This window comes from Polyangiaceae bacterium, from assembly GCA_016715885.1.
Taxonomy (GTDB): Bacteria; Myxococcota_A; Polyangia; order Polyangiales; family Polyangiaceae; genus Polyangium.
Map to the genome: position 1 here is coordinate 108,393 of JADJXL010000001.1, position 22,585 is coordinate 130,977.

Sequence of the window (22,585 nt, forward strand, 5' to 3'; positions counted from 1 at the left end):
CGCCGAATCGCGCAAGGGCACTCAGCCAAACAATTCGTCAATCGTGCCGGGGACTTCGCCGAGCTGCTTGTCGACACCAACGGCTTTCATTGCCGTGGCGATGACTTCGCACGGATGACGTCCATCGGCCTTGATGTGCTTTCCAGGCGAGGCGTGAAGCCCTCCGGCTTTGCCGCCGACGAGCACCACCATGTTTTCGGATGAATGCGCTTCACCCATCGTTCCTTGCTCGGGATCCTGCCCCCAACCACCCTCGAACGCCATGACGAGCGCCGTGTGATCGAGAATGGGCGAACCGTCGCTGTCCTGCGTGTCCCTGAGCCTTTGAATGAGCCGTGCCCAGTGTTTTACATGCCAACCCACACCTTTGGCCAGCTCGATTTGCCCCGTCGTATTGCCACCCATGCTGTAATGACTGATTTCGTGCAGATCGCTCGACGCTCCCGTGATCGGCTTCATGTTCAGGAAGCATTGACCATAGGTGAACATGAACGACGCCACGCGGGACAGGTCGCAGCAGAATGCCATGTAAATGAGGTCGCCCAGGATCGTGGCGCGTTTCTCTTCGTCGCTGTACGCGCCGCCGGATGCATACGCATCGTTGTAGCTGCCCATCGACGGAGCTTCCACGGCGTCCCCAATCGGCGGATCGTCGCCCGGATCCGGCAATTGCATGCACGTCGACGTCGTCGGCGGAGCCACCTGATCGAGCTTCAGCTCGAGCGCTCGCAGTTCGTCGAAATGCCGCTGCATGCGAACCTGATCCGCTTTGCCCAATTTGGGAATGAGCGATTCCGCATCGCCGCGAACGAGATCGATGATGCTCTTGCGCCTTTCGAGCAATTGTTTTGCTTTTTCGGCTTCGAGCGGATCGGGCGGGGTGAATCCCGTGAAAAGCGATTGATATGCGACACGGGGGCTCGAAATGGGCGGCACGTCTTCGACTTTCCCATTGACGACGCGCGCCGAAATGGTCCCGCGAGCGCCACCTGTGCCATTGTCGCCGCGATAATATGCAGCTTGCACGCGATAGGGCAATACCTTCTTGTCGGTGCCCGCGTGCAGCACGTCCGCGACGATTTGATCGGTCGTCGGACCTTGCAGATATTCGTGATTACCATTGAGCGCCGAACGAAGGCCCGTCGCCAAAATGGCCGGCGTGCTCGAATGCCATTGAATGACGCGCTCGCCCGGACCCGGATTCGTATTCCACCCAATGTAAAGCCCCGACACGATGGATACGACGTCGGTGACGCCGTATTCCTCGAGCGGCGCAAGACCCACCGAAAGGTTGTCCTTCAGCGGCCCTACGTTTTGCGGTACGACCTCGTCTCCGCCGCTGAATCCAGTGGATGTTCCACCAAAGCCGAATACGTAACGCTTGGGAGGAGCCGCTGCCGTCGCGGGCTTCGATGCAAAGTATTCGAGGAATGGGAGGGCCATGACGACGCCGCCGATGCCGCGCAAAAACACTCGACGACCACGAACTGCGCTGGAATGATGGACCGGTGAATCGGCCTTGCGTTTCGTGCTCACTTCGCAGCCTCCTCTCGCCTGTAACGAATCGCGTCGCTCGTCACGAAGTCCAAGATGAATTGATCGACCCGCAAGCCTCCGCCTGCCGAAGCATCGGCCACCAATCGCTCGAGCAGACCAGTGTCCCGATAATCGAGCTCGGTGCGTCCCACCGCGTATCGATAGAGCTGCTCGGCGACGCATTTGTCCACGCCACCCGCCGTGAGCATCAAGTCGGCGAGCTCCGCAGGGCCATTGAAGTTGCCCACGCCGTCGAAAACACCATTGCCATCGATGGCACATTCGGGACGATTGGGCTCGGTTTCACGATAACGACCTGCGGCATCGTAACGTTCGAGGCCAAAACCGATGGGATCCATGAGCGAATGGCAATTTTTGCATCCATTCGTCGTCGCCATGAAGTACCGATCGCTCTTGCATGCATTCGGATCACCCGAATCGGGGGGCATGTCGATGTTGACCATGAGCTCTGGCGGCGGTAGTGGAATGACTTGGCAAAAGAGCCTCGTTCGCACGAGGAGCCCACGCTGCGTGGGGCTCGTGTCACCGAATTTCGACACCGCCGAAAGGAACGTTCCTTGTGAAAGAATGCCCTTTCTGCCGGATGTCCCATAATCGACCCAACCGGCGCTCGCGCCGGGCGAAGGCAGCCCATAATGCGTTGCGAGCGCAGGCGTCACGTACGTTTCTTGTGACGTGAGCATGTCGGTCCACGGCCGCTTGTCCTCGAATACGATGCGTGAGATGAGCGCATCGGTCTCCGCACGCATGTCGGCAGAAATGCCCGTGTTCGAAAGGGTCGTGTAACCGAGCCACAATTCATGAAAACGGTTCATTCTCGCTTTGGCGCGATCGTCGGCGAAAAGCTGTTCGGCCGCGGACCTCAATCCTTCGGGCGTCTCGAGCTTCCCGGACTCGGCCGCGTCGAGCAGAAAATCCGGCGGCGTACTGCCGACGATGAAATACGAAAGTCGCGTCGCGACCTCGAAATCATTCAACTTGCTCACGCCCGGGCTGCCGAAAACCGGCGAACCAATCTCGACGCGATACAGAAATTCGGGATGCTGGAAGAATGCTCGCAGCGCCGAATCGACGGCCGTGTAGAAATCATTCGAAACGGTTGCATGTCCAAGGAATGCAGCGAACTTGTCGATTTCTGCGGCTTGCAATGGGCGCCGAAGCACGCGCCGCCCGAACGTCTGGATGAACGAACGAAAACACGCCGCATCGGCCGGACCCGTAGGCGTGCAGCCGACGAGCTCGTCGCGCAATGCCGTATCGGCCAAAACTCCATCCGCAATGTCACCCGCGAGAAGATCCGCCCCCTGAATCAGCGCCTCGGAAGCCTTCTGATAGGTGAAATCATTGTCGAACGGCAAGAGCGGATCGATGGGAAGCGTCTCGCGTACATTGACCGGGACGAATCCCACGAGGTCTTGAACCGTCGTAGCATATTCCTGTGCGGTCAATCTCCGCAATCCACTGACTGCAATCTCGCTTTCGACTTGCTCCTCGAGCGGGCTTCCCGTCGGGTCCCCAATGACGCCGACACAGCCGCCGATACCTAGAAATCCCAAGACAAGCAGCGGGAGAAATGGCCGATGCCCAGACCCTCGTCGCGCCATGATGCACCTCGCGTCCAACCAGAAATTCTGTTGTATCAGGTTTGCGCATCAAAGAGAAGTGTTTTATGACCCTGTAGGATAGTTCAATCGCGACCGAATCTTCCACGAAAAAGGAATCGCCATGTCATCACGCGCGCTCCTGCTCACGCTCCTCGTTGCCGCTCTCGGCTGTAGCGAAGAAGCACCCACGCCAAACTCGCCCGATACGACGATGAGCGTCGAAGGCTACAGCAAGACGTGCAGCGCCTCGGCCGATTGCATCTTGGTATTCACCGGAAATGTGTGCGGATGTGGTTGTACGCAAGAAGCGATTGCCGCGACGGAGGGGGCCCGTTATGCGGCCGAGACGGAGGAGAAGCGGAAATCGTGCACGGACGTTTTATCGTGCCAGCCGTGCCCCGAAACGCTGCAAGCGGTGTGCGAGCAAGGCAGTTGCATCGCCGTGATGAAATGATTTCTACTTCTTGATCGCGAGCTGAACGAGATCGTTCACGATGTGCGGCCCGATGCCATTGAGCATGTTTTCATATCCGGGCCAAATGAGCGCGCCTTGTTCGGTGACCTGAATGCCATCGGGGCCGAAGAACGAAGGCAAACCGTGATTCGTGAGCAATACGATGACGAGATCTCGTGACGGATCGGGATCGACCGTAATGAACGTGCCCGCTCCGCCAATCTTCGATACCGCCATGTGCGACGAATATTGACCCGTCACCACGTGCGCGCCTGGTTCGAGGTCCCCGAGCTCCCAGCCATAACCCTTGTTGGCGAATAACAAATCGTCGAGCCAGCTCGAGGTTGCGCCGGAAATGCCAATCGGATTGCCCGAAGCCGAGACCGATTGGAGCGACATCGACGCATTGATGAGCGACGCCGGCGTGACCGAGTCGATGGTGCACGATGCCATTTGCGGCAAACAGAAACCGGCATGGCCATTGCCGAGGATCCGCGTCCCACGATTGAGGAACCATTGACCCAAAAGAGCCATGTCCCATGCCGTGGAAAATGCGCCGTCGCAACCCGTCACCGAATCCGTATGCTGCTCGATGTAAAAATCCTGATCGTCCGCAACTTCGCCACGCATGTAACGATGCGCCGAAGCATGCTCGCGATTGTCCGAATACCCCGTACCCACGAATCGATCCGACTTCTGCGGCATCGTTTCAATCGGGCGCCACGCCGTATCGTTCATTCCAAGCGGCCCCGTGATGCGATCGTGCACGATCACATCGAGCGGCGCGCCGCCCGCCACTTCGACAACTCGGCCGAGCAACCGATAACCAATATCGCTGTAGAGGGCAAAACTTCGAGGCGGCGCGACCAATCCATGCTCGATCATCGTATCCCAAGGGTCGTCATCGCCCACGAGATACGTATCGGAATCGACGCCGTGGCCCGACGTGAAGCGAATGAGATCGGCCACGGTCACGCTCGCCTTGTCCGGCGAAGCAAATTCGGGGATGTAATTCGACACGGGTGCATGAATATCGAGGTGCCCCGAGGCGTGCAAATCGAGCGCCGCGAGCGACGTGAGGACCTTGGTCATCGATTGCAAATCGAAAATCCCGTCGATGGGCATTGAAGGGTTTCCCGACGCATCACCCTCGAGGTTTCCATCACGATGCCCAAAAGCTCGATGCAATACCACCTTGCCGTGTCGCGCAACGAGCAATACCGCCCCGTCCATGACCCCAGCATCCACCATCGATTGCACATGGCCGGCCGCAAGCTCGAGTTTCGCGGCGTTCATATGCGCCTGTGCGGGGTGTGCCACCACACGAAGTATGTTGGGCGACACTTCGCTGGACACCTTCTGACTTGCTCCAGCGGCGCTCGAAACGGCCAACATCGAAACGACGAGCGTGATGGTCGCGAACATTTTCATGATGGTTTGCTTGCTCCGTGTTCAAGTTTGTTGACGAGGGCGTGGTCGTGACGACGGCTAAAAGCGAGAACCAATGGCTTGCGCCACTTGGCCACATCACTTCGGCGCCGATAGTTGCTGCTTACGTGCTCTGTGAACGAACAATGTGGGGCATCTCGTACGTTTCTTTGCTGTCTTGGGAACAATTGAATGCCATATGCGTGCCAAAGCCGGTGGCCCTATTTTGGTAATGTAAGTTGCGTATTTGCGGCATGTTGTCATGGGTCGCCCAGCCATGCGGGCGCGTTGCGTACGTGGAGTACGCAGGGCGTCCGCTCTTGCGTCCTCGAAGCACGCAGCGACGGACTGCGTCAACGCCGCGGCTGACGCGTCACTTTGGTCTGGTGACGCGATCGCCAATGCCATTGCTTCGAGCCTTTGCACTTCTTCACTTGTATTCGCGTTGCTTCTTCACACGTCAACCGCATGCTTGTCCGCGCGGGCATTTGCCTGTAGCGTGTGGAGGTGGCCTTGCGTGTTCTGCTCGTCGACGACGACGTTCGCCTTTACGACCTGCTTTCGACCTATCTCGGGCAAAACGGCTTTCACGTGACTTCGGCGTTGGATGGTCCGCGAGGTCTCGCGGCGCTCGAGGCTGGTACGTTCGATGTCGTGCTGCTCGATTTGATGATGCCGGGGATGGATGGCATCGAGGTTTGTCGGCGGATAAGGCAGAAGAACAACGTGCCCGTTTTGATGTTGACGGCGCGTGGAGACGAAACCGATCGCGTCGTGGGGCTCGAAATGGGCGCCGACGATTACATCGCCAAGCCATTTAGTCCACGTGAGCTCGTGGCGCGAATCAAAGCCGTGCTTCGTCGCACGAGGCCCGATGTCGTGGGTGAAAGGCTCATTGCTGGAGACATCGTGGTCGACCTTGGGCAGCGCACGGTCACGCGTGCGGGCGAATCCGTCGACTTGACGGGACTCGAATTCGACTTGCTTTGCGCATTGGCGCGGCGTCCGGGCCGCGTCGTGGCTCGCGATGCATTGCTTTCGGAGGCGGGGCGAGGGGATGTGACGGTGGGCGAACGGACGGTCGACGTGCACGTATCGCATTTGCGCCAAAAGCTCGGTGATGACCCTCGTTCGCCGAAGCTCATCAAGACCGTGCGGGGCATTGGATACGTGTTGGCGAAAGACAAACCGTGAATCGCTTGTCGTGTTACGTGCGAGCTCGGCTGCAGCGCCGACTATTTCTTTGGTTTGGCATGGCCATTCTCTTGTCGGGCGTGGTCTTTTCGCTCGTCACGATGGCGTTTTCCGCATCGAGTGGCGCGGGGTGGAACCATGAAGTTGCGCGGGTTCGAGTGTTCGTGGGCGGCCGTTTTGCCGACGTATGGGACGATGCGCCGGCCCGCGAAGAGCTTGCGCGTGCCATGTCCCGCGAGCTCGAAGTCACCGTGACGCTCGTCGATACCGGCGGTCAGACGCTCGGCGCGTACGGACGACCATGTCATCATCGACCGTGGTTCGATGCGCAAGTGACCCGTGCGGGAAGAGCGCTCGGGGCCGTTTTGATTTGTGCCGAGCGCCCGCGGCCTTTTGGCGCATTCCGCTGGATTGCGCCCCTTCTATTGGCAGGTGCCGTGCTTTGGGGATTGTCCGGAATGGTGTCGCGCCGGTTGTCTCGGCCGCTCGAGGAGCTGGCGCGAATGGCGTCCGAAATTGGCCGCGGCAAGTACGCATCGCGGGTGCGCATTGGGCGGCATGGCCATGGCGAAGTGCTCGTATTGGCCGATGCGATGAACGACATGGCGTCGCGAATCGAGCGGCAAATGAGTGATCAACGCGAGTTATTGGCGGCGGTATCGCACGAAATGCGCACGCCGCTTGCGCGAATCCGCATTTTGACCGAGCTTGCGCGCGATGGAGTCGATATCGAAAAGCAGCTCGATGATCTCGATCGGGAAGTCGTCGAAATGGATGCGCTGGTCGGCGACTTGCTTGCGTCGAGCCGCCTGGATTTCACGGCGCTTGCCAAAGAGAGCATCGATTCCGTGGATGCGGCACGTCGAGCGCTCGAACGCGCGGGGCTTGGCCAGGACAAACTCGTGGTGGACGGTGAAAGGCGCGAATGCTTGGCCGATCCGACGCTTTTGGCGCGGGCGCTTGCGAATTTGCTCGACAATGCAAAAAAGCACGGCGGTGGCGTCGTTCGATTGCGTGTGACCTGCGCGCGTGACGAAGTTGCATTCGATGTCGAAGATGCCGGTCGAGGTTTGGCGCCCGGCGAGGAAACTCGCATATTCGAACCTTTTTATCGACGGCCCGATGAAAAAGCGCGCGAGCAAGGGTCGCTCGGACTCGGCTTGTCGCTCGTTTCACGTATCGCCGAAGCGCATGGCGGACGCGCACGAGCGGAAAATCGCAAAGAGGGCGGAGCGCGAATTGGGTTTTCGATTCCCGCATCGTCATGATTGTCGAGCGGGGTCGTGTAGGTTCGAGGGGCTCTTCAGGGAGCGGCTCGCGCCCTGTCGTTCACGCCGCAGCGGCTGGCGGCGTTTCCTCCTGCTTTTCGGGCTGCACCTCGTCGGGTTTGGCACGGAATACCAGCCAAAGCGCCGCAGGCAATGCTGTGAAATCCGCAATCATCGACAGCACGAAAGCCAGCGCCGACAAGAGACCAAACTGACGTATGGGCGGCAAATCGGCCATGCCGAAAGCCACGAACCCTCCCGCATTGATCAGCGTCGCGAAAAAGATCGCCCGGCCCGACACGAAAAGCGTGTGTTGCAAAGCCTGCTCGACCGTGCCTTGCTTTCGCCCTTCCTGGAAGTGGTAGAAGAAATGTATCTGATCGTTTTCGCTCGTCCCGAGCACCGTCGACGCAATCAAAATCGTCGCCACGTTCAGCGTCATTCCCGTGAGTCGCATTACGCCGAACATCACGAGAATCGCGAAGAGTGACGGAATCATCGCCATGATTCGCGCCGCTCCACTGCGGAACACGATCAGGAACGTCGCGAAAATGATGGCCACCGTGAGCCAAAAGCTCTCCATCAGCGTCGGCACGAAGCTCAGCGACACTTTGACCTGAAGTGGCGCCATGCCCACGATGTTCATCTCGAACTTGGAAAGCGCCTTGTGCTTTGCGGCAGCGGCATCCCAATGCTTTTTCACCACCGCTGCGAGCTGCTCGAATTGCTCCGGCTCGGATGCCCGCGAAAGAATCGTGAAATGCGTCTGCCCAAGTCCATTCTTTTGAATGAATTTTTGGATCAGCGGATCGGTCGGAGCCAGGCCTTCCAAATCGCCTGCCAATGCATCGAGTTTTTCTGGATCGGTCGGGAATTCGTCGCCCTCGCCGCCGAGGTATTGCATCAGTCGCACGATCGTCGTCGGTCCCAGCACCGTGCCGACTTGCGGTTCCTTCGCCAATGCTTCGTGAAATTCCTGAAAGCCGACCAGCGCTTCGGGCTCCGACACGCTCCCAATTCCGCCTTTGAGCCACACTTCCGTGAGCGATAACCCCGGAAGCTTCTGCTCGATGCGCCGCGTGTTCTGATAAAGCGTGCTATTCGGATTGATGTATTCGACCGGGTCGACGAGGATCTTCATGGGCTTGACGACGCCCGGCAACCCAAGGAGCGCGACCGCACCAGCCGCCGACAAAAGCAGCGAACCTGCCACGAGCGGCCATCGGTATTTGTAGCTCCAGCGCGGAATCACCGCCGTGAGCCGCACGAACCACGCCGCAGCCACTTTTTGCTCGACACCCGTCGGCGTTTTCAGAACTTTTTCGAGGACCGGGAACAGTGTAAAAATTGTGATGTAGCTAAATGCGAGGCCCACCGCGACCCAGATGCCCATTTGCTCAATCGGTTCGATGGGCGACACTTTGAGCGCCGCGAATCCCACCGCTGTTGCAAAGATCGACGCCGTGCACGCCAGCCACTTGTTGGCCAGGGAGAAAACGAGGTGGTCGTCGGCACTTCGGTCGGCTGGGCGATCGACGTAACGCGAGTGCAGGTACACGAGCGTCGCGGTAGCCGTGACCAGAATGGTCATCGGCACCATGGGCGAGACGATTGTGAGGATGCCTCCAGTGATGCCGATGTAGCCCATCGACAAGGCCACGCAGGCGCCGAGCGTGATCAGGAAGGCGATGAGCGTTCGGACGGACTTGTAGAGGGCCAGGTTGAGTACCACGACAAACGCCATGAAGAGGGCGAAGTACCGTGGAGCCGACTTTTGCGTGTCCTCGTCCAAGTACAAGTTGACGAAGGGTTGACCCACTTCACGAAGCGCCTTCAGCGGAGGTTTGTCCCCGCCTGCTTCTGCGACGACGCGTTTGATTTCTCCGAGCGTTTCGTGTCGCTGTTCGCTCGTGTGCACGTCGAGCACGAGACCAATCGAGAGGAATCCGTCGCCGACGAGACCTTGTTCACGGAGCAGCGTCGTTCCCGTGGCGAACTTGCGCAGCGCTTCGGCTGTTTCCGGCGTGGGTTCGAAGCCGCCTTTGGCGCGTCGATACACGCTCACGATCGAGTTTGGTTCGACGCGTGGCACCTTCGCGATGGCTTTTTCGAGGTTGTCGATTCGCTCGAGAACAGCCGGCGCGTACGGATCGTCGGCTTCGGCGAAGAGCACCGCGAACTCGCTCGATCCGAACACTTTTTCGAACTCGCGCGTCTTCAGGAGATCGGCGTTGCTCGTCGAAATGATGCGATCGATCGCGTTGTCCTGCTGCACGCGCGCGGCGAAATAGCCTGCGGGCGGTAGTACGAGCGCGTAGAAAGCGAGGATGAGAAAGCGCTTGGCGATGACGGCGGCGAAGAAACGTTGCAGCCATGCCGGAGCGTCGTGTGTTTGGGATGCGCTTGTGTCTTCGCGAGAAGAATTCTTCGACGGAGTTGCCACGGCACGCTGCTATCACGAACGCGCGCGCGCTGCCCGCGCATCGAAATCGGCACGCGGATGACCGGGTCTTGGACGCTTACTCTTCGGGGGGTTTGGCGCCGGGCGGCGGGCACTTCGGGTTGCCAGCGTCCTTCACCAGTTGCATCAAAAGCACGCGCTCGTCGCCGCGTAACTTGGTTTGTTCAGCGACGCTGCGGCACAGATGCGGCGTGGCTGGATCGGGATCTCCGAGAGCGATGTACGCTTCGGCAACGCGCAAGTGATTTTGGATGATTTCGGGGTGCGCTTGAACGAGCGTCTCGAGCAGCTCGAGGCCCGTTTCCGAATCGCCATGACGTAGCAGTGCGGGTGGCGCGATCACGTAAAGCGTGCCGAGCATGCGTGTTGCAGCACCGGTGCGGAAGTTCGGATCGAGCTCGCGACTGCGGCGTGCGTAGTGCTCGACTTCGCCCACGAGATCCGCTCCGAGCAGGCCGCGCTGCTGCACGAGGCGTCCCGTGACGACGGCACGTGCGTACGTGTACGCGGCCGTGTCGACGGGTTTTGCTTTGACCACGTTGTACGCGTATTGCCGATCTTCGGCGCGGTCACCGCCGCTCGCGATGAGGTCTTCGAGTGCATCGGCGACGGCGAGTGCGTCGTGTTTTTCGGCTGCGGCTGAGAGCGCTGGGCTGATGCCCGCGGTGGACGAGCCGCTGGAGGTGCCAAGGCATGCGGCGGACGCACATGCGGCAGCCAGGAAAAACAGTACCGACCAGCGGGTCACGGGGGAGGAATATCACTTTCGGGCCAGAAAAAAGACACCTGGCGCCGATGAACGGTCGCTACTTGTCGTACGCGGTGGTGACGCTCGCGTAATCCGAGGCGCTTGCGGCTTTGAGCGAAAGGATGCCAACTTCGGTGCAAGCGGCTTTGCCGTCGCCTTCGCAGAGTTTGCCGAGGCTTGACTGGAAGCCTTTCTTTTCGGCGGTGGGAGCGGATGGGAACGCGACGACGACCATGGGCGGGAGTTTGTCGCTGGCCCACACCGACTTGATGGCCGAGCCGCCTTCGAGCCTGCCGAGCTCGGCGAGTTGCGCGTCGTCGATGAGCGCGCACTTGGCATCGTCTGTGACGACCTTCTTGATGGTTTGGATGGGACGAGTGGTCTTGACGAGGGTGAAGTCACCGAGCTTGAAGGCGCCTTTGGCGACGACTTTTTCGATGAACTTGGGATCGTCGATGTGATCGCTGGCGAGCGATTGACCCTTGCAACCGCCGAGATCCGAAGCGGATTTGCTGACGACGTGGTACTGCTGGCCGCCGGCCCGCGCGACTTGCGCTTGCCCGATGACGTCGACGCCGTGTTTGTTGCGGTAGTCGAGGAACGCGGCGAGCGACAGGATTCCGAAGTGGGGCTTTTCGGCGGAGATGAAGGCGTCGGCGTTTTTGCGCGTGGTGTGATACTGGCCCTTGGCGCCCGACCAGCCGTTTTGTTTGGCGGCCATCGCGACGAACTTCTCGACATACGGTTGCGCTTGTGCCGCGCTTCCGACGCCGTGCTCCTTGAGAACGAGAACTCCGACAGTGCCTTCTCCGGCTCCCGCCTGTGTTGCGGCAAGGCCCAGGACACCGGTGATGGCAGTGGCGGCAGCAAGGAAGCGGAAATCGTGAATTCGCACTGAGAGACCTCCTGAACGCGCTTTGGACGAGTGAGGCTCAAACGTATGCATCGCAAATTGCTTGCACACGTGGAAAAGCAACGTTTGGTGGTTGTATGTGTGCGCGAGTGCGTCCGTGTACGTTGGTCCTTGCACGAAAAACCGCGGGATTCGCGACGGATGGGAGGACTTGTGCGAAGGCACGTTTGCACCGCGAAGGGCGCTGCGCTTGGTGATTGGGGTCCGGCGTGGTCGGTCTGGACAAACGCGGTAGGCGGCTACGTGGGCATCGAGAATCGTTTGATCATCAACGAGTTGCGTTCGAGCGCGTGGCGAGTTTGTCCGAGCCTACTTCGTCGAGCGCATGCTGCGCCGATGGTGGTCGAGCGATTTTTTTGAGCGTCGGCTGTGGAGCTGGGGTGACCGCGAAATTCGCGGCATTTGCGGGGAAAGCGCGTTTGGCGGGGACGTCATTTCGGGCGGGCGCGCCTCTTGCGCATTTCGCCCTTGCATGAGGGGCCTTGCCCGGTCTATCCATACGCTCCCGTTGACAACTTATGTCGAGCAGTGATGCTCCCAAAGACCTCGTTTGAAGGTCTTTGCGCGAGGATGGCGGAATTGGCAGACGCGCTGGATTCAGGTTCCAGTGGGGTAACTCCCGTGAAGGTTCAAGTCCTTTTCCTCGCACCAAGCAGTTCGGACAAACAGGTAGGAGACAGGTTCGGGGCCGTGTCCAGTGTTGGTGCCGCTCTTGTTTCTCGAAGTTCGTGCGACTGGCACTGACGAGGACGGAAAACAATGTCGTACGGCACGTCAGGTGGCTCGGGGGTGAACAGAGATGGACGCTCCCCGTGCGTCGTGCTCGCGACGTTCGCTGCGGTCGGCTTCGCACTTGGCGTCGGGACGTTGGGGTGCGACGGCAACAAGAAAGCCACGAGCGGCGATGCTCGTCCGCCCGCGTCGGCATCGAGCGCAGTGAATGCGAAGTCGAATCCGAGTGCGGCGGCAAGCGCATCGGCTGCTGCGTCTGTGGCGGCAAATTCGAGTGCGAGCGCATCGGCATCCGCGGCGGCAGCGCCTGCGCCTGTCGAACCGCAGGGAACAGGCGTTTCGGGCTTCGATGCGGCCGCTTCGACGGATGCTTGCAAGGCGCAGACGGGTCAAGTTGCCGACTACCTGCAGCGTGGTGAAGTCGCGTTGGCGGGAAGCGATGGTTCGATCGCTGCGGCATGGCTCATCAAGTTGTCGCCTTCGAGGCCCGATGCGCAGCTCGCGTTCGCCGGGTTTTCGCTCGATGCAAAGCAGATTGCTCGGGCGCGAGGCATCGGAACGTCGAGCGAGCTCGTGCCACGTCTTTTCTCGAGCGGGTCAGGTTGGACGCTCGTGTGGTTCGATTCCGAAGGGCTCGCGTACGCCAAGCCGAAGTGGGAGACGGCGCCGCTTCCTACGATCGAACACTTGCGTGCGGTGGGCAGTGCCGATGCCGAGCACGTATCGCTCGCAGCGGCGCCTGGAGGATCGATCATCGCGGTGGCGCCGTTTGGTGCGGACAAAACGCAATTCGGGATGTTCTTGTTTGCGCCGGTCGAACCAGGCGCACCGTCCGTGCAAGCTTTGGGCGCAACGCACCATGCGAAGAAGCCGCGCTGGCCGGCGGTCATCGCGGACGAACGCGGTTACACGCTCGCGTGGCATGAAGAGGGCGATCAGATCGTCGCGTCGCGATTCGATCTGAAAGGCAGGGAGCTCGGTGAAGCCGTGACGCTTGCGGAAGCTGCTGCCGGGCGTGGTCGCGTGGTGCTCACCGCGACGCCCAAGGGCGCCTTGGCCATGTGGTCGGAAGGCGACAAGCTCCTTGCACGAGCGCTCGATCAGGATGCGCGGCCTGGCCCCGAGATGTGGGTGGTCGGCTATGGAAAGACGCCCGCGCTCGTATCGTTCGGTGATGGCGCGCTTGCGGTGTTCACGGGTCAAGACGGCACGGCATCGAATCAAGTTCTCGCGGTCAAACTCGGTCCAAACGGATCGCCGTCGGCCAAGGGCATTCGACTGACCGACGCGGGTCCTGCGAAAGATGCGCCGGCTGCCGTTGCCGTGGGATCGCGCGTTGGCTTCATGTGGACCGAGCCGATGACGCAAGGCGTGGGGACGAAACGCGCGCTGCTCCGGACCGTCGAAGCTGCCTGTATTCCTTGACCGAGCCGGGACCAAGCTTCCCGGTACCAGGACACTACGCCAAGCCGACGTACGAAGACAACGTTCCGCCACCTTGCACGTGCGCCGTTGCTCGCGAGCGCTCGGTTTCATCGAGCGCTCGTACCGAGCTTGCGCGATCGCGAGCGCCTTCCACGATGCGCACTTCTTCCGGCGCCGCCCAGTTCACGACGTGAGACGTCTTCGTTGCAAGCACGAGTTGCCGCTGACCTGCACAAGCATCGATCGTTTCGAGCATGCGTCCGATCATGCCGGGCACGGCGATCGCTTCCGGGTCTTCGATGAACACCGTCGTAGGGCTTGGATCGACCAGCGCGACGACGAGCTCGAGCCGCCGGAGAACGGCATCTGGTAGCCGTCCGAAGTCGACGCCGTCGAACGAGATGGATGCTTGATGCTGCGGCCCGACATCCGCTCCGCGACTCGAGGCGTCTTCACGGATCCGAACATGCAGCTCGCCCCGGCCGCCGAGCCGCTGAAGCAGCGCTGCAACTTGCGCGAAACGATCGGGAAATGTTTCGAACCAAATCGTCAACGTTGCGGCAAGCGACACGAGACGCGGATCGAGTCCGCGCGAAGTCCACAGCACGCCCGAGCGTCCACTGAGGATCACGTCTTGACGCAAGGCATCTGCGGGACGCGGAAGCGTGGCTCCGAGCCAGCGGATGTTCTCGAGGTAGGTGCGAATGCGCCGCACATCGACCGGCACGTGATCGGCCGGCTCGCTGGCAAGCGCAAGGGCGCCGGTGCCCGATGGAAGCGACACGCGCGTGCCGTCGCGAAACGTCACGCGCCGATCGCGCACGGTCCATAGATCGACACTGACTTCGTCGGTACGCGCCGCTCGTTCTTCCCATCGCACCGACGGTGGGAACGGATCGTCGTCGTCATCATCGAACCCCTGAAAGCGCCTGTCGTACCCGTACGAAAACCGCTCGCCGAGATCGCTCACCAGCTCGCAACGAAAGTGCCTGGGTTTGTCCGGGTCGCTCAGGGCATGCAGCGCCATACGAGCGCCTTCGACGATTCCTTGAAGCACGAGCGACGCATTCGCTCCGCCCTTGCCAAACAGCACGGTGCGGCGCGGCTCGACCGTGATCTCGATGGGACGTTGCAGCGGCGGCCAGTCGCCGACGGTTGCGCGCAGCAGCCGAACCGCTGGAGCTTCCACGATGACGACGGAGCGGGCCGAATCGTTCATGCAGGTTCCATCCTCCTACCATGCGTTCACCCCAAGTGGGTCGTTCGTCGTCATGGCCTACGTCCGGAACGTCCGCCGTTCCGTTGCCCATGAATTGTGAGCTTCCTTGGTGATAAAGAGCTAAGCTTTCGGGGTGGGGGATGTCATCACTCGGAGAGCGGCGATGGAGCCTGCGGGTGGGGGCCGGGGCGGAGAAAACGCCGGCGATGTGATGAACATTCCGAATCGACGTAAGTGGTTGCGTCGTTTCACGACCTCATCATCGCCCTTGATCGTCACAGCGATCGTTGCGCCGCTCCTGGGTGGACCGGTGGGATCGGTTGCAGCGATCGTGTTTGGCTGGGCGGCGCGCCACGAGCCGCTCGAAGTCACGTCACCGCGTCGACGGCACTTGGCGCTCTTCGGCATGTGCCTGGGTCTCGTATTCACCTTCGTTTGGGCGGCGGTGATGGCGTATGTCGCCATTTCGCTCGAGCGAGGACTGCGTACGAGTCGAGACGATGCGGCGGTCGAATCAGAGCAGTCGGCAAACACCGCGGCAGTCCCGACAAACCCAAGCGTTTCCGACAGCAAGAGCGACGAGCCTTTGCCACCCATCTCGAAAGTCACGACGGTTCGTCGTGAAGGAGCGGTCACGGTCGTCGACATCGGTTCGTTGGTGTCGTCGCTGTCGACCGAGCTTGCCAAGGAGCGTGCGGAAGCGTGGCGCGTGGGTGATGTGACCGTCGTGATGACGACGCGGCCCGGGTGCGAACCGTGTCAGCGTTTCACCGAAGCGCTCAGCGATCCGCTCATGCAAACGGCTTTGTCGCATGTCCGTCTCGTGCGGATCGACGTCGAAGTGTTCGACGAAGATCTTCCGAGCTTGAAGATTCCAACGGACAAACTGCCGGGGTTTTACCTGCTCGCGCCCGACTTGTATCCGCGTGATGGCATCGATGGTGGCGAATGGGGACCCGACGTTGCGTCGAACATGGCGCCGGTTTTGGGGGCGTTCGTGCGTGGAAAATACGCAACTCGGAAGCGATCCTGGCAACCCGTGTCCGACAACCGCATTCAGCTCTAGTTGTCAGCCTTAGATCTCCGCACGATCGCTCGAGCGTCTCTGCTAGAGTGCGGCTCATGAAGCGCGCTGGGCAAATGACGATCTTTCTTCTCTGCGTAATCTTCAGCGTTGCTTCGGCGTACAACGTGTTCTCCGACAACTCCGAGGTCGAGAGGATGGCAGCCGCCGTTGCGTGCGGCGAGCAAGGGCCGAGTTGTCGTGCTCAGGTGACGCGAATCGAGCGCACTCCGTTCGGACAAACCTTCGGGATGCAGACTCCGAAGCGCACCGTGGATGTCGTTTGTCGCCGTGCGGCCATCATGGTCGGCGACTACAGTTGCAAGCTCAGGTAGGTCGTTTCGTGCGAGCGGAACGGGGGAGGCACACGTGGGCACCAAGTCACTGACCGGTCTCATTTGTCCGCGCTGTCGTCGTCGTGCTGCCGAGCAAACATCCCCCGTCGTTCACTGTCCCCGCGACGGGTTTGCACTCGTTGCAGCATCGGTGCTCGCCGACGCCGATGGCGATCCGCTTCTCGGCATGACCGTCGTCGATCGCTACGTCGTGTTCGGCAAGATTGGACGAGGTGCCACGGGCACCGTGTACCGTTCGTTCGACACGCGCGAGCAGAGGTTCGTTGCGCTGAAGATCTTGCGCGCCGACTGGGCGCATGGGACGCGAGCTCGTGCTCGTTTCGAGTGCGAAGCGCGCGTCTTGTCGATGCTCAGCTCGCCCAACACCGTTCGACTTCTCGATGTCGGCGAGTTCGAACTCGCAGTCGGTGACGACTTGTCCGCTCCGGGACCGTCTCGCTTTCTCGCGATGGAGATGCTCGAGGGCGAACCGCTCGGCAAGCGGCTCGATCGCGTCGGACGACTGCCCGTTGCCGAAGCCATTCGCTGGGCAACACACGCGCTCGGATCGCTCGCGGAAGCGCACGACAAGGGCATCGTTCATCGCGACATCACGCCGGCCAACGTGTTCATCGCGCGCGTGAACGGTGGCGACGAAGTTGGCAAGGTCGTCGACTTTGGTCTTGCCGTTTTTGCTCGCGAGGTTTTTCCGGACGGGGAGACGTTCGCCGCGATTGGTACGCCACGGTACATGTCTCCCGAGCAAGCTCGCGGCGAAGTGCTCGATGGACGTAGCGATCTTTACTCGGTTGGGTTGCTTCTCTACCAGATGTTGACGGGCAGGCCGCCGTTTACGGATGGCGATGCGGCGCGCGTCATGGCGCGTCATATGCATGAAGTGCCGCTGCCCATGGGCGTGGTGGCGCCGGATGCGGGCATTCCGCAGTGGTTATCGGATGTCGTGGTGCGCGCATTGGCGAAGCGTCCCGACGATCGATCGAGGACCGCGGCGGAGCTCATGGCGGCGCTGGGGGCAGGTGTTCTGGATTAGGGCGCGGTCGGTCGTCCCGACATCGAATGAGGACGTTGCGACAATCGCATGACGCCGCTGTACGGCGCCAAAGGACAGGTGTACGTTCGCGCCCTGATAACGATGGATCCTCGCGAACTCGAAATGGTCGTCCAGCGCCTCATCGCGAACCCTCACGATCAGGAGGCGCTTGCCTATGCACATCGTGCGGGCCAGCAAGATCCGCGCACCTACGCCATGGTGCTCGAACGCGTCGGTACGCAGACGCCGGATCCTGCGTACGGCGCGCATTGGCTTTCGGAAGCGGCCAACGTCTGGCAGCAGGCGATGGGCGACATGAGCAACACCGTGCGAACGTTGTTGCTCGCAGTCGATCGGGATCCGATGGGACGTTCTGCAGAGCGCCTTTCGCAGATGTTTCGCGAAAAAGGCGATGCCATGTCCCTCGTGCAGCTCTACGAGCGACAAACCACCGCGCTCGCGCCACAAGCGGCGAAGCCCGAAGTTCGCGCGGTTTTGTTGAAGCTGCATGAAGACCTTGGACGTATGTGGAGCGAGCCGCAGCTAGCTCGTCCCGAACGTGCAGCAGACAATTGGCGCCGCGTCGCGGAGCTCGATCCGCGCAACGTGTACGCAATCTATGCAGCGCGAGAGATCTACAAAGCACAGAACCAGTTTGCTCAAGCGATTCCGTTTTTCGCGATGGAACAAGCCATCGCAGACGATCCCGAACGAAAGCTCGCGCTCTACCGAGACGAATCGGAAATCCGCAAACTCGCCGGTGACCTTCCAGGTTCCACGCAAGCTTTGCGGAGCGCACGCGCACTGCGACCGGCCGACGTTGCGCTCTCGCAAGAGCTCGGCGTGAGCGTGCTCGAACGAATCAACGCGGGCGAGAACGTCCCGCAACCCGAGCGTGACGAAACGGCTGCGATTTTCGTGCAGCTCGCCGAAATGTACGACGGTGAGTACGGTTTGTCCTACTCGATGTCCGCGCTTGGCGCGTCTCCGGGACACGATCGCGCCATGCAGCTCGCCGATCACTTTGGGGCGCTGCTGGGTCGCTCGTCCGAGCTTGGACCGCAATATGCGGCGTACCTCCAAGCGAATCCGAATGGCTTCATGGCGAACGTTGCGCGGCTGAAAGTTGGCAACGCGCAGCCGCCTCCTCCGCCAGGCCAGCCGGCGCAAGCTGCTCCCGCTGCGCAACCCGCACCCGCCGCCGCAGGCTCGCAACCCTCGGCGCCCGCACAAGCCGCACCTGCTCCGCAACCTGCTGCGCCTGCTCAACCTGCGGCAGCGGCGCCTGCACCAGCAGCGGCAACGCCGGTGCCCGCCGCCGTAGCTCCGCAACCTGCTGCTGCGCCGTCGCAACCTCCCGCGCCCGTGGGCGACGTGAGTCAGCTTCTCGAAGAAGCGTCTGCCGAAGCGCAAAAGGGGCGAAAACCGCAGGCTTACGCGAAGTATCGCGAAGCGCTCAAGATCGATCCGGCCCACCCCGAAGCGTTGTCTTGGGTCGAAGAGCACTTGCGACAGAAGCGCATGTTTGCGGATCTGCGTGACGTTCTTCTTGCAGCATCGCGTGTGCAATCGGTGTCGCCCGAAACGCGCAAAGCGCAACTGCGCGACATCGCAGGGATGTGCGAATCGCAGCTTCGCGACGTCGAAACGGCGATCTCGGCGTGGAAGCAAATCTGCCAAATCGATCGAGGTGACGATCAAGCTCGTGACCAGTTGCGACGACTTCTCGAGAAGTCTTCCAAGTGGGACGACCTCGCCTTGCTTCTCGAACAAGACGCGATGAGCGCTCCTGATCCGGAGCAGAAAATCGCCATCGAAAAGAAGCTCGCGGGCCTGCACGAAACCAAGCGCAAGGATCTCGTTGCAGCAGCGGAAGCGTGGACGCGCATCGTGTCGCTCAACGCCGACGACGAAACGGCTCTCAACACCGCCGTAAAGCTCTTCGAAAAGGGCGAACGTGCGGATCTCGCAGCGCAAGCGATCACGGACAACCTCGCAGGGTTCACCGAGAAAAACGCGCGCGCGTCTCTCTTGCAGAAGCTCGGTGAGCTGCGTCTTGCGTCGAACGATGCGAGCGCCGCAGGTGACGCGTTTGCCGAGGCTGCGGAGCTTCTTGGGCAAGCAAAGACGTGGGAAGCGGCGGAAAAAGCGTACGTTACGGCAGGTCGCATGAGCGACGCTGCGAACGCCGTCGAGCAACGCGCAGAGCTCGCGGATGGCAAGGCGCAAGCGTCGCTGCTCGCACAAGCTGCCGATCTTCTGCTCACGGCAGGCGATGCATCCATGGCGATCCTTCGCCTCGAACGCGCCGCCGAAATCGATCCGACGAACGACAAATACTTCGAGACGCTCGAAGCTCAATACCGCGCTGCCAACCGCATGTCGGACCTCGTGCAGCTCTTCCTCTCACGCGCCGAAAAACTCAACGACCGCACACGTCGCACAGCCACGCGACGCGCGGCTGCGGAAGTGCAACGAGCGCTCGGGGATCGCGAGGGTGCGCGCGAAAGCCTGCTCCTCGTGCTCAGCGATGGCGACGACGCCGGAGCGCTCACGCTTCTCGTGGAGGACGCAAGCGAACGCGGGGACTACCAAGAATGTGTCGAATTGCTCAGGCGTCTTGGTGCCATCTCGCAGTCGCCCGAGGACAAGCTTCGCATCGCGTTGCGTGAAGCGAGTCTTCTTGCGGAGTCCATGGAGGACTTCGATGGGGCGATCGAGCGATACGAGAGCATTCTGAAGACGCTCGCTCCGGGCAGTCGCCAAGCTCTCGGGGCCATCGCCAGCCTTGAAGAGCGCCGCATGAATTTTGCGGGTGCTGCTGCGGCGCTCGAACGTGAAATCGTCGTTGCCGAGGGGGAAGCGAAGATCGAGATCGCGCAGCGCCTCGCGCAGATTTACGAAACGCGCCTCGATGATGCGCGTGGTGCAATCCGTGCCCTCGAGATCGTCCATGCTGCCGATCCGGAAGACTTCGACGCCATCGCGCGCCTCGAAAAACTCTGCGGCGACGTCGAAGATTGGCCTCGCGTTGCGCACTTCCTGCAACTGCTGATCGAGGTCGAAGGCGACGAAGAAGAAGCGTCGCGCATGACGCGACGATTGGCCGACATCCTCCACGAAAGACTGAATCGTGGTGACGAAGCGCTCGCCGCACTCGATCGCATTGCCGACACGGGCGACGAACCTTGCCGTCGTGCGTACGTGGAGCTCGGTGACAAGCTCGGTTGGAAGGGGATTGTCGCAACGAAGCTCGTTGCGTGGAACGAGTCGGGCACCGGGCACGCGCGAAACGAAGCGTTGCGAGGAGCCTTCGATAGGTTTGTCGAAGTGGGACGAAACGCCGACGCGGCGCGCGTCGCGACGGAGCTCGCGCGATCACGCGGAGCCGATCGAGCGCTTGCAGAAAAACTCGAGCAGATCGCCATCGAGCTCAAGGACCTCGATGCGCTCGGCGTAGCTCACGATTTGCTCGTGAAGGATCTTGCCGGCGCTGCTCGAGCCACCGAGATGGTGCGTCAAGCGGAGGTGCAAATCGCCGCTGGTGTTGCACCGCAAGAAGCGATTCAGCACGGCGAGGGCGCACTCACGAGCGTTCCACCAGGCGATGTCGATCCGCTGCTTGCACGCCTCGCAGCGCTTGCACCTGCGCCAGCGCAAGTGATCGAGATCTACGAGCGCCAAGTGGCACGATGTCGCTTGCCCGCGGATCGTCTCCAGGCGCTTGCTCGAGCGGCGCAAGTTGCGGCCGAGCGAGGAGTCGTCGAGCGTGCGCGCGGCTTCTTCGAGCTGGCGCTCAGCGGTGGCGTGCAAGACGACACCATCAACGCGCTCGAACAAGTTGCGACGGCTGGTGACGCGCAAGCGGGCACGACGACGCTGCGAACGATCTTGGCTGAAGCGCTCGCTGGCGGTGGTCAAGGATCACGCGACGGTGGACGCACCAAGAGCGCTCTGCTCCGGCGCGCGGCGACCATCGCTCATCGGAACCTTGGTGATTCGGAGCGCGCCTTCAAGTGGTTCGGTGATGCGCTCATCACGCACGTCGACGATGCTTCGCTCGACGCGCTCGAGGGCCTTGGCCGCGAGCTCAACGCGCTTCCTCGCGTCGAAGCGACGCTCTCGCGTGCGCTCGAAGAGGTCTTCGACGGGCCGCTCGTTCGCAAGCTCATTCAGCGTCGAGCGCGCCTGCGTCGCGATGCGCTGAACGACAAGAAGGGCGCAGCGGTCGACTTCAAGAAGCTGCACGACTTGTCGCCGTCGGATCACGACGTGATGCAGGAGCTGTCGAACTTGCTCACGGAGCTCGGCGATCATCGCGGCATGATCCAGCTCTACGAGGATCAGATTCTTCGTGGTCGTGATCCTTCCGCGCGTGCGGAGCTTGCGCGCAAAGTTGCGAGGCTCTGGGAGGAAGAGATTGGCGATGCGCGTGAAGCTGCCGATGCGTGGCGACGTGTGCTTCGCATGAAGGCTGGTGACCAAGAAGCGACGACGGGTCTCGAGCGAGCGAAGACGGGCAAGCTCAAGAAAGCACCGCCTCCTGCGCCGGTCGTGTCGACGCCGCCTCCCGCCCCCGTCGCAGCCGCTCCGCAACCTGCCGCAGTTGCTCCCGCGCCGGCGCCGGCTCCTGTGTTGGATGCGGACGCCACGCCTGCGGCCCCGCCTGCGTATGTGCAACCAAGCGCGGTGGCAGCGCCGCCCATGGTTGCAGCGGCGCCAGCGTACGTGCAGGCCGACCACGCTGTTGCGTACGACCAAACGCCCGCGGCGCCCGCGTATGCCGATCAGCAGGCGTATGCGCAACAACCGGCCTACGATCCGGCTGCTTATGCGCAGTATGCTCAGCAGCAGCAAGCGCAAGCCGTGGCGGCGTACGACCCGTATGCGCAGCAGGCGTATGCGGCCACCCCTGTCGATCCCAACGATCCGCAGGCCGTCTATGCGGCGCAGCATGCGGCTTACCTCGAAGCGCAGCGCGCCTACGAAGCTCAGCAGGCCGCTTATGCCGCGTATTACGCGCAGCAGCAGCAACAGCAGCAAGCGCAGCCGGACCAAGCGCAACAACCGGCTCAACCGGCCGCTACCGAGCTCGACGCCGACTTGCTCGAAGACGAGTGAGCCGCACCCACG

Annotated in this window: 16 protein-coding genes and 1 tRNA gene; 10 read left to right on the forward strand and 7 right to left on the reverse strand. The window is 61.4% G+C overall.

The features are described from left to right. Positions 1-21: 21 nt before the first annotated feature. Both IPM54_00510 and IPM54_00515 read right to left on the reverse strand, forming a co-directional pair. Positions 22-1,536: a DUF1552 domain-containing protein gene (locus IPM54_00510; GenBank protein ID MBK9258301.1), complete on the reverse strand. Its 1,515-nt coding sequence runs from the start codon at positions 1,534-1,536 to the stop codon at positions 22-24. Then, positions 1,533-3,161, reverse strand: coding sequence for a DUF1592 domain-containing protein (locus IPM54_00515; GenBank protein ID MBK9258302.1), 1,629 nt, complete (start codon positions 3,159-3,161; stop codon positions 1,533-1,535). The genes IPM54_00510 and IPM54_00515 overlap by 4 nt, the downstream gene beginning before the upstream one ends. Positions 3,162-3,282: 121 nt before the next feature. On the opposite strand from IPM54_00515, the gene IPM54_00520 reads away from it, so the two are divergent. Further along, the gene (locus IPM54_00520) at positions 3,283-3,615 is read left to right on the forward strand and encodes a hypothetical protein (GenBank protein ID MBK9258303.1); all 333 of its coding nucleotides are present in this window, start codon (positions 3,283-3,285) and stop codon (positions 3,613-3,615) included. Positions 3,616-3,618: 3 nt separating this feature from the next. Here IPM54_00520 and IPM54_00525 read toward each other — a convergent pair whose 3' ends face one another. Then, the gene (locus IPM54_00525) at positions 3,619-5,046 is read right to left on the reverse strand and encodes a beta-lactamase family protein (GenBank protein ID MBK9258304.1); all 1,428 of its coding nucleotides are present in this window, start codon (positions 5,044-5,046) and stop codon (positions 3,619-3,621) included. Positions 5,047-5,550: 504 nt separating this feature from the next. Here IPM54_00525 and IPM54_00530 point away from each other — a divergent pair. Together IPM54_00530 and IPM54_00535 are read left to right on the forward strand one after the other, a co-directional pair. After that, positions 5,551-6,237 carry a response regulator transcription factor gene (locus tag IPM54_00530; GenBank protein MBK9258305.1) on the forward strand — a complete coding sequence of 229 codons (687 nt, stop codon included), beginning with the start codon at positions 5,551-5,553 and terminating at the stop codon, positions 6,235-6,237. Then, a complete protein-coding gene (locus IPM54_00535; GenBank protein MBK9258306.1) occupies positions 6,234-7,505 on the forward strand; it encodes a HAMP domain-containing histidine kinase in 1,272 nt (423 codons plus the stop codon). Before IPM54_00530 ends, IPM54_00535 begins: the two co-directional genes overlap by 4 nt. A gap of 61 nt (positions 7,506-7,566) precedes the next feature. On the opposite strand, the gene IPM54_00540 is transcribed toward IPM54_00535, so the two are convergent. The 3 genes from IPM54_00540 to IPM54_00550 form a co-directional block, all read right to left on the reverse strand. Continuing rightward, positions 7,567-9,948: an MMPL family transporter gene (locus IPM54_00540; protein ID MBK9258307.1), complete on the reverse strand. Its 2,382-nt coding sequence runs from the start codon at positions 9,946-9,948 to the stop codon at positions 7,567-7,569. Between the two features lie 76 nt (positions 9,949-10,024). Continuing rightward, complete coding sequence (locus tag IPM54_00545) at positions 10,025-10,714, reverse strand: hypothetical protein (GenBank protein MBK9258308.1); 690 nt, start codon at positions 10,712-10,714, stop codon at positions 10,025-10,027. Positions 10,715-10,772: 58 nt separating this feature from the next. Then, positions 10,773-11,609 (reverse strand): hypothetical protein, encoded by an 837-nt coding sequence (locus tag IPM54_00550; GenBank protein MBK9258309.1) that lies wholly within the window; start codon positions 11,607-11,609, stop codon positions 10,773-10,775. 171 nt (positions 11,610-11,780) lie between these two features. Here IPM54_00550 and IPM54_00555 point away from each other — a divergent pair, with 171 nt between their 5' ends. From IPM54_00555 to IPM54_00565, 3 genes are all read left to right on the forward strand, one after another. After that, entirely contained in the window at positions 11,781-11,987 is a 207-nt protein-coding gene (locus IPM54_00555) for a hypothetical protein (GenBank protein ID MBK9258310.1), read from the forward strand. A gap of 204 nt (positions 11,988-12,191) precedes the next feature. After that, a tRNA-Leu gene (locus IPM54_00560) sits at positions 12,192-12,278 on the forward strand. A gap of 168 nt (positions 12,279-12,446) precedes the next feature. Next, complete coding sequence (locus IPM54_00565) at positions 12,447-13,784, forward strand: hypothetical protein (protein MBK9258311.1); 1,338 nt, start codon at positions 12,447-12,449, stop codon at positions 13,782-13,784. Positions 13,785-13,818: 34 nt separating this feature from the next. On the opposite strand, the gene IPM54_00570 is transcribed toward IPM54_00565, so the two are convergent. Continuing rightward, positions 13,819-15,003: a hypothetical protein gene (locus IPM54_00570; protein MBK9258312.1), complete on the reverse strand. Its 1,185-nt coding sequence runs from the start codon at positions 15,001-15,003 to the stop codon at positions 13,819-13,821. Between the two features lie 163 nt (positions 15,004-15,166). On the opposite strand from IPM54_00570, the gene IPM54_00575 reads away from it, so the two are divergent. From IPM54_00575 to IPM54_00590, 4 genes are read left to right on the forward strand one after another with little or no spacing between them, the layout of a single operon-like run. Beyond that, positions 15,167-16,069 (forward strand): DUF4190 domain-containing protein, encoded by a 903-nt coding sequence (locus IPM54_00575; GenBank protein MBK9258313.1) that lies wholly within the window; start codon positions 15,167-15,169, stop codon positions 16,067-16,069. Between the two features lie 56 nt (positions 16,070-16,125). After that, positions 16,126-16,401, forward strand: coding sequence for a hypothetical protein (locus tag IPM54_00580; protein ID MBK9258314.1), 276 nt, complete (start codon positions 16,126-16,128; stop codon positions 16,399-16,401). 34 nt (positions 16,402-16,435) lie between these two features. Continuing rightward, positions 16,436-17,452, forward strand: a complete 1,017-nt coding sequence (locus tag IPM54_00585; protein ID MBK9258315.1) for a serine/threonine protein kinase — start codon at positions 16,436-16,438, stop codon at positions 17,450-17,452. Between the two features lie 48 nt (positions 17,453-17,500). Then, positions 17,501-22,573, forward strand: coding sequence for a hypothetical protein (locus IPM54_00590; protein MBK9258316.1), 5,073 nt, complete (start codon positions 17,501-17,503; stop codon positions 22,571-22,573). Positions 22,574-22,585 lie beyond the last annotated feature (12 nt).

Excerpts from the sequence above, each read along its gene's own strand:
- IPM54_00520 (MBK9258303.1), top strand. The coding sequence starts at position 3,283 with ATGTCATCACGCGCGCTCCTGCTCACGCTCCTCGTTGCCGCTCTCGGC.
- IPM54_00580 (MBK9258314.1), top strand. The coding sequence starts at position 16,126 with ATGAAGCGCGCTGGGCAAATGACGATCTTTCTTCTCTGCGTAATCTTC.
- IPM54_00590 (MBK9258316.1), top strand. The coding sequence starts at position 17,501 with ATGACGCCGCTGTACGGCGCCAAAGGACAGGTGTACGTTCGCGCCCTG.
- IPM54_00570 (MBK9258312.1), bottom strand. The coding sequence starts at position 15,003 with ATGAACGATTCGGCCCGCTCCGTCGTCATCGTGGAAGCTCCAGCGGTT.
- IPM54_00575 (MBK9258313.1), top strand. The coding sequence starts at position 15,167 with ATGGAGCCTGCGGGTGGGGGCCGGGGCGGAGAAAACGCCGGCGATGTG.
- IPM54_00515 (MBK9258302.1), bottom strand. The coding sequence starts at position 3,161 with ATGGCGCGACGAGGGTCTGGGCATCGGCCATTTCTCCCGCTGCTTGTC.
- IPM54_00525 (MBK9258304.1), bottom strand. The coding sequence starts at position 5,046 with ATGAAAATGTTCGCGACCATCACGCTCGTCGTTTCGATGTTGGCCGTT.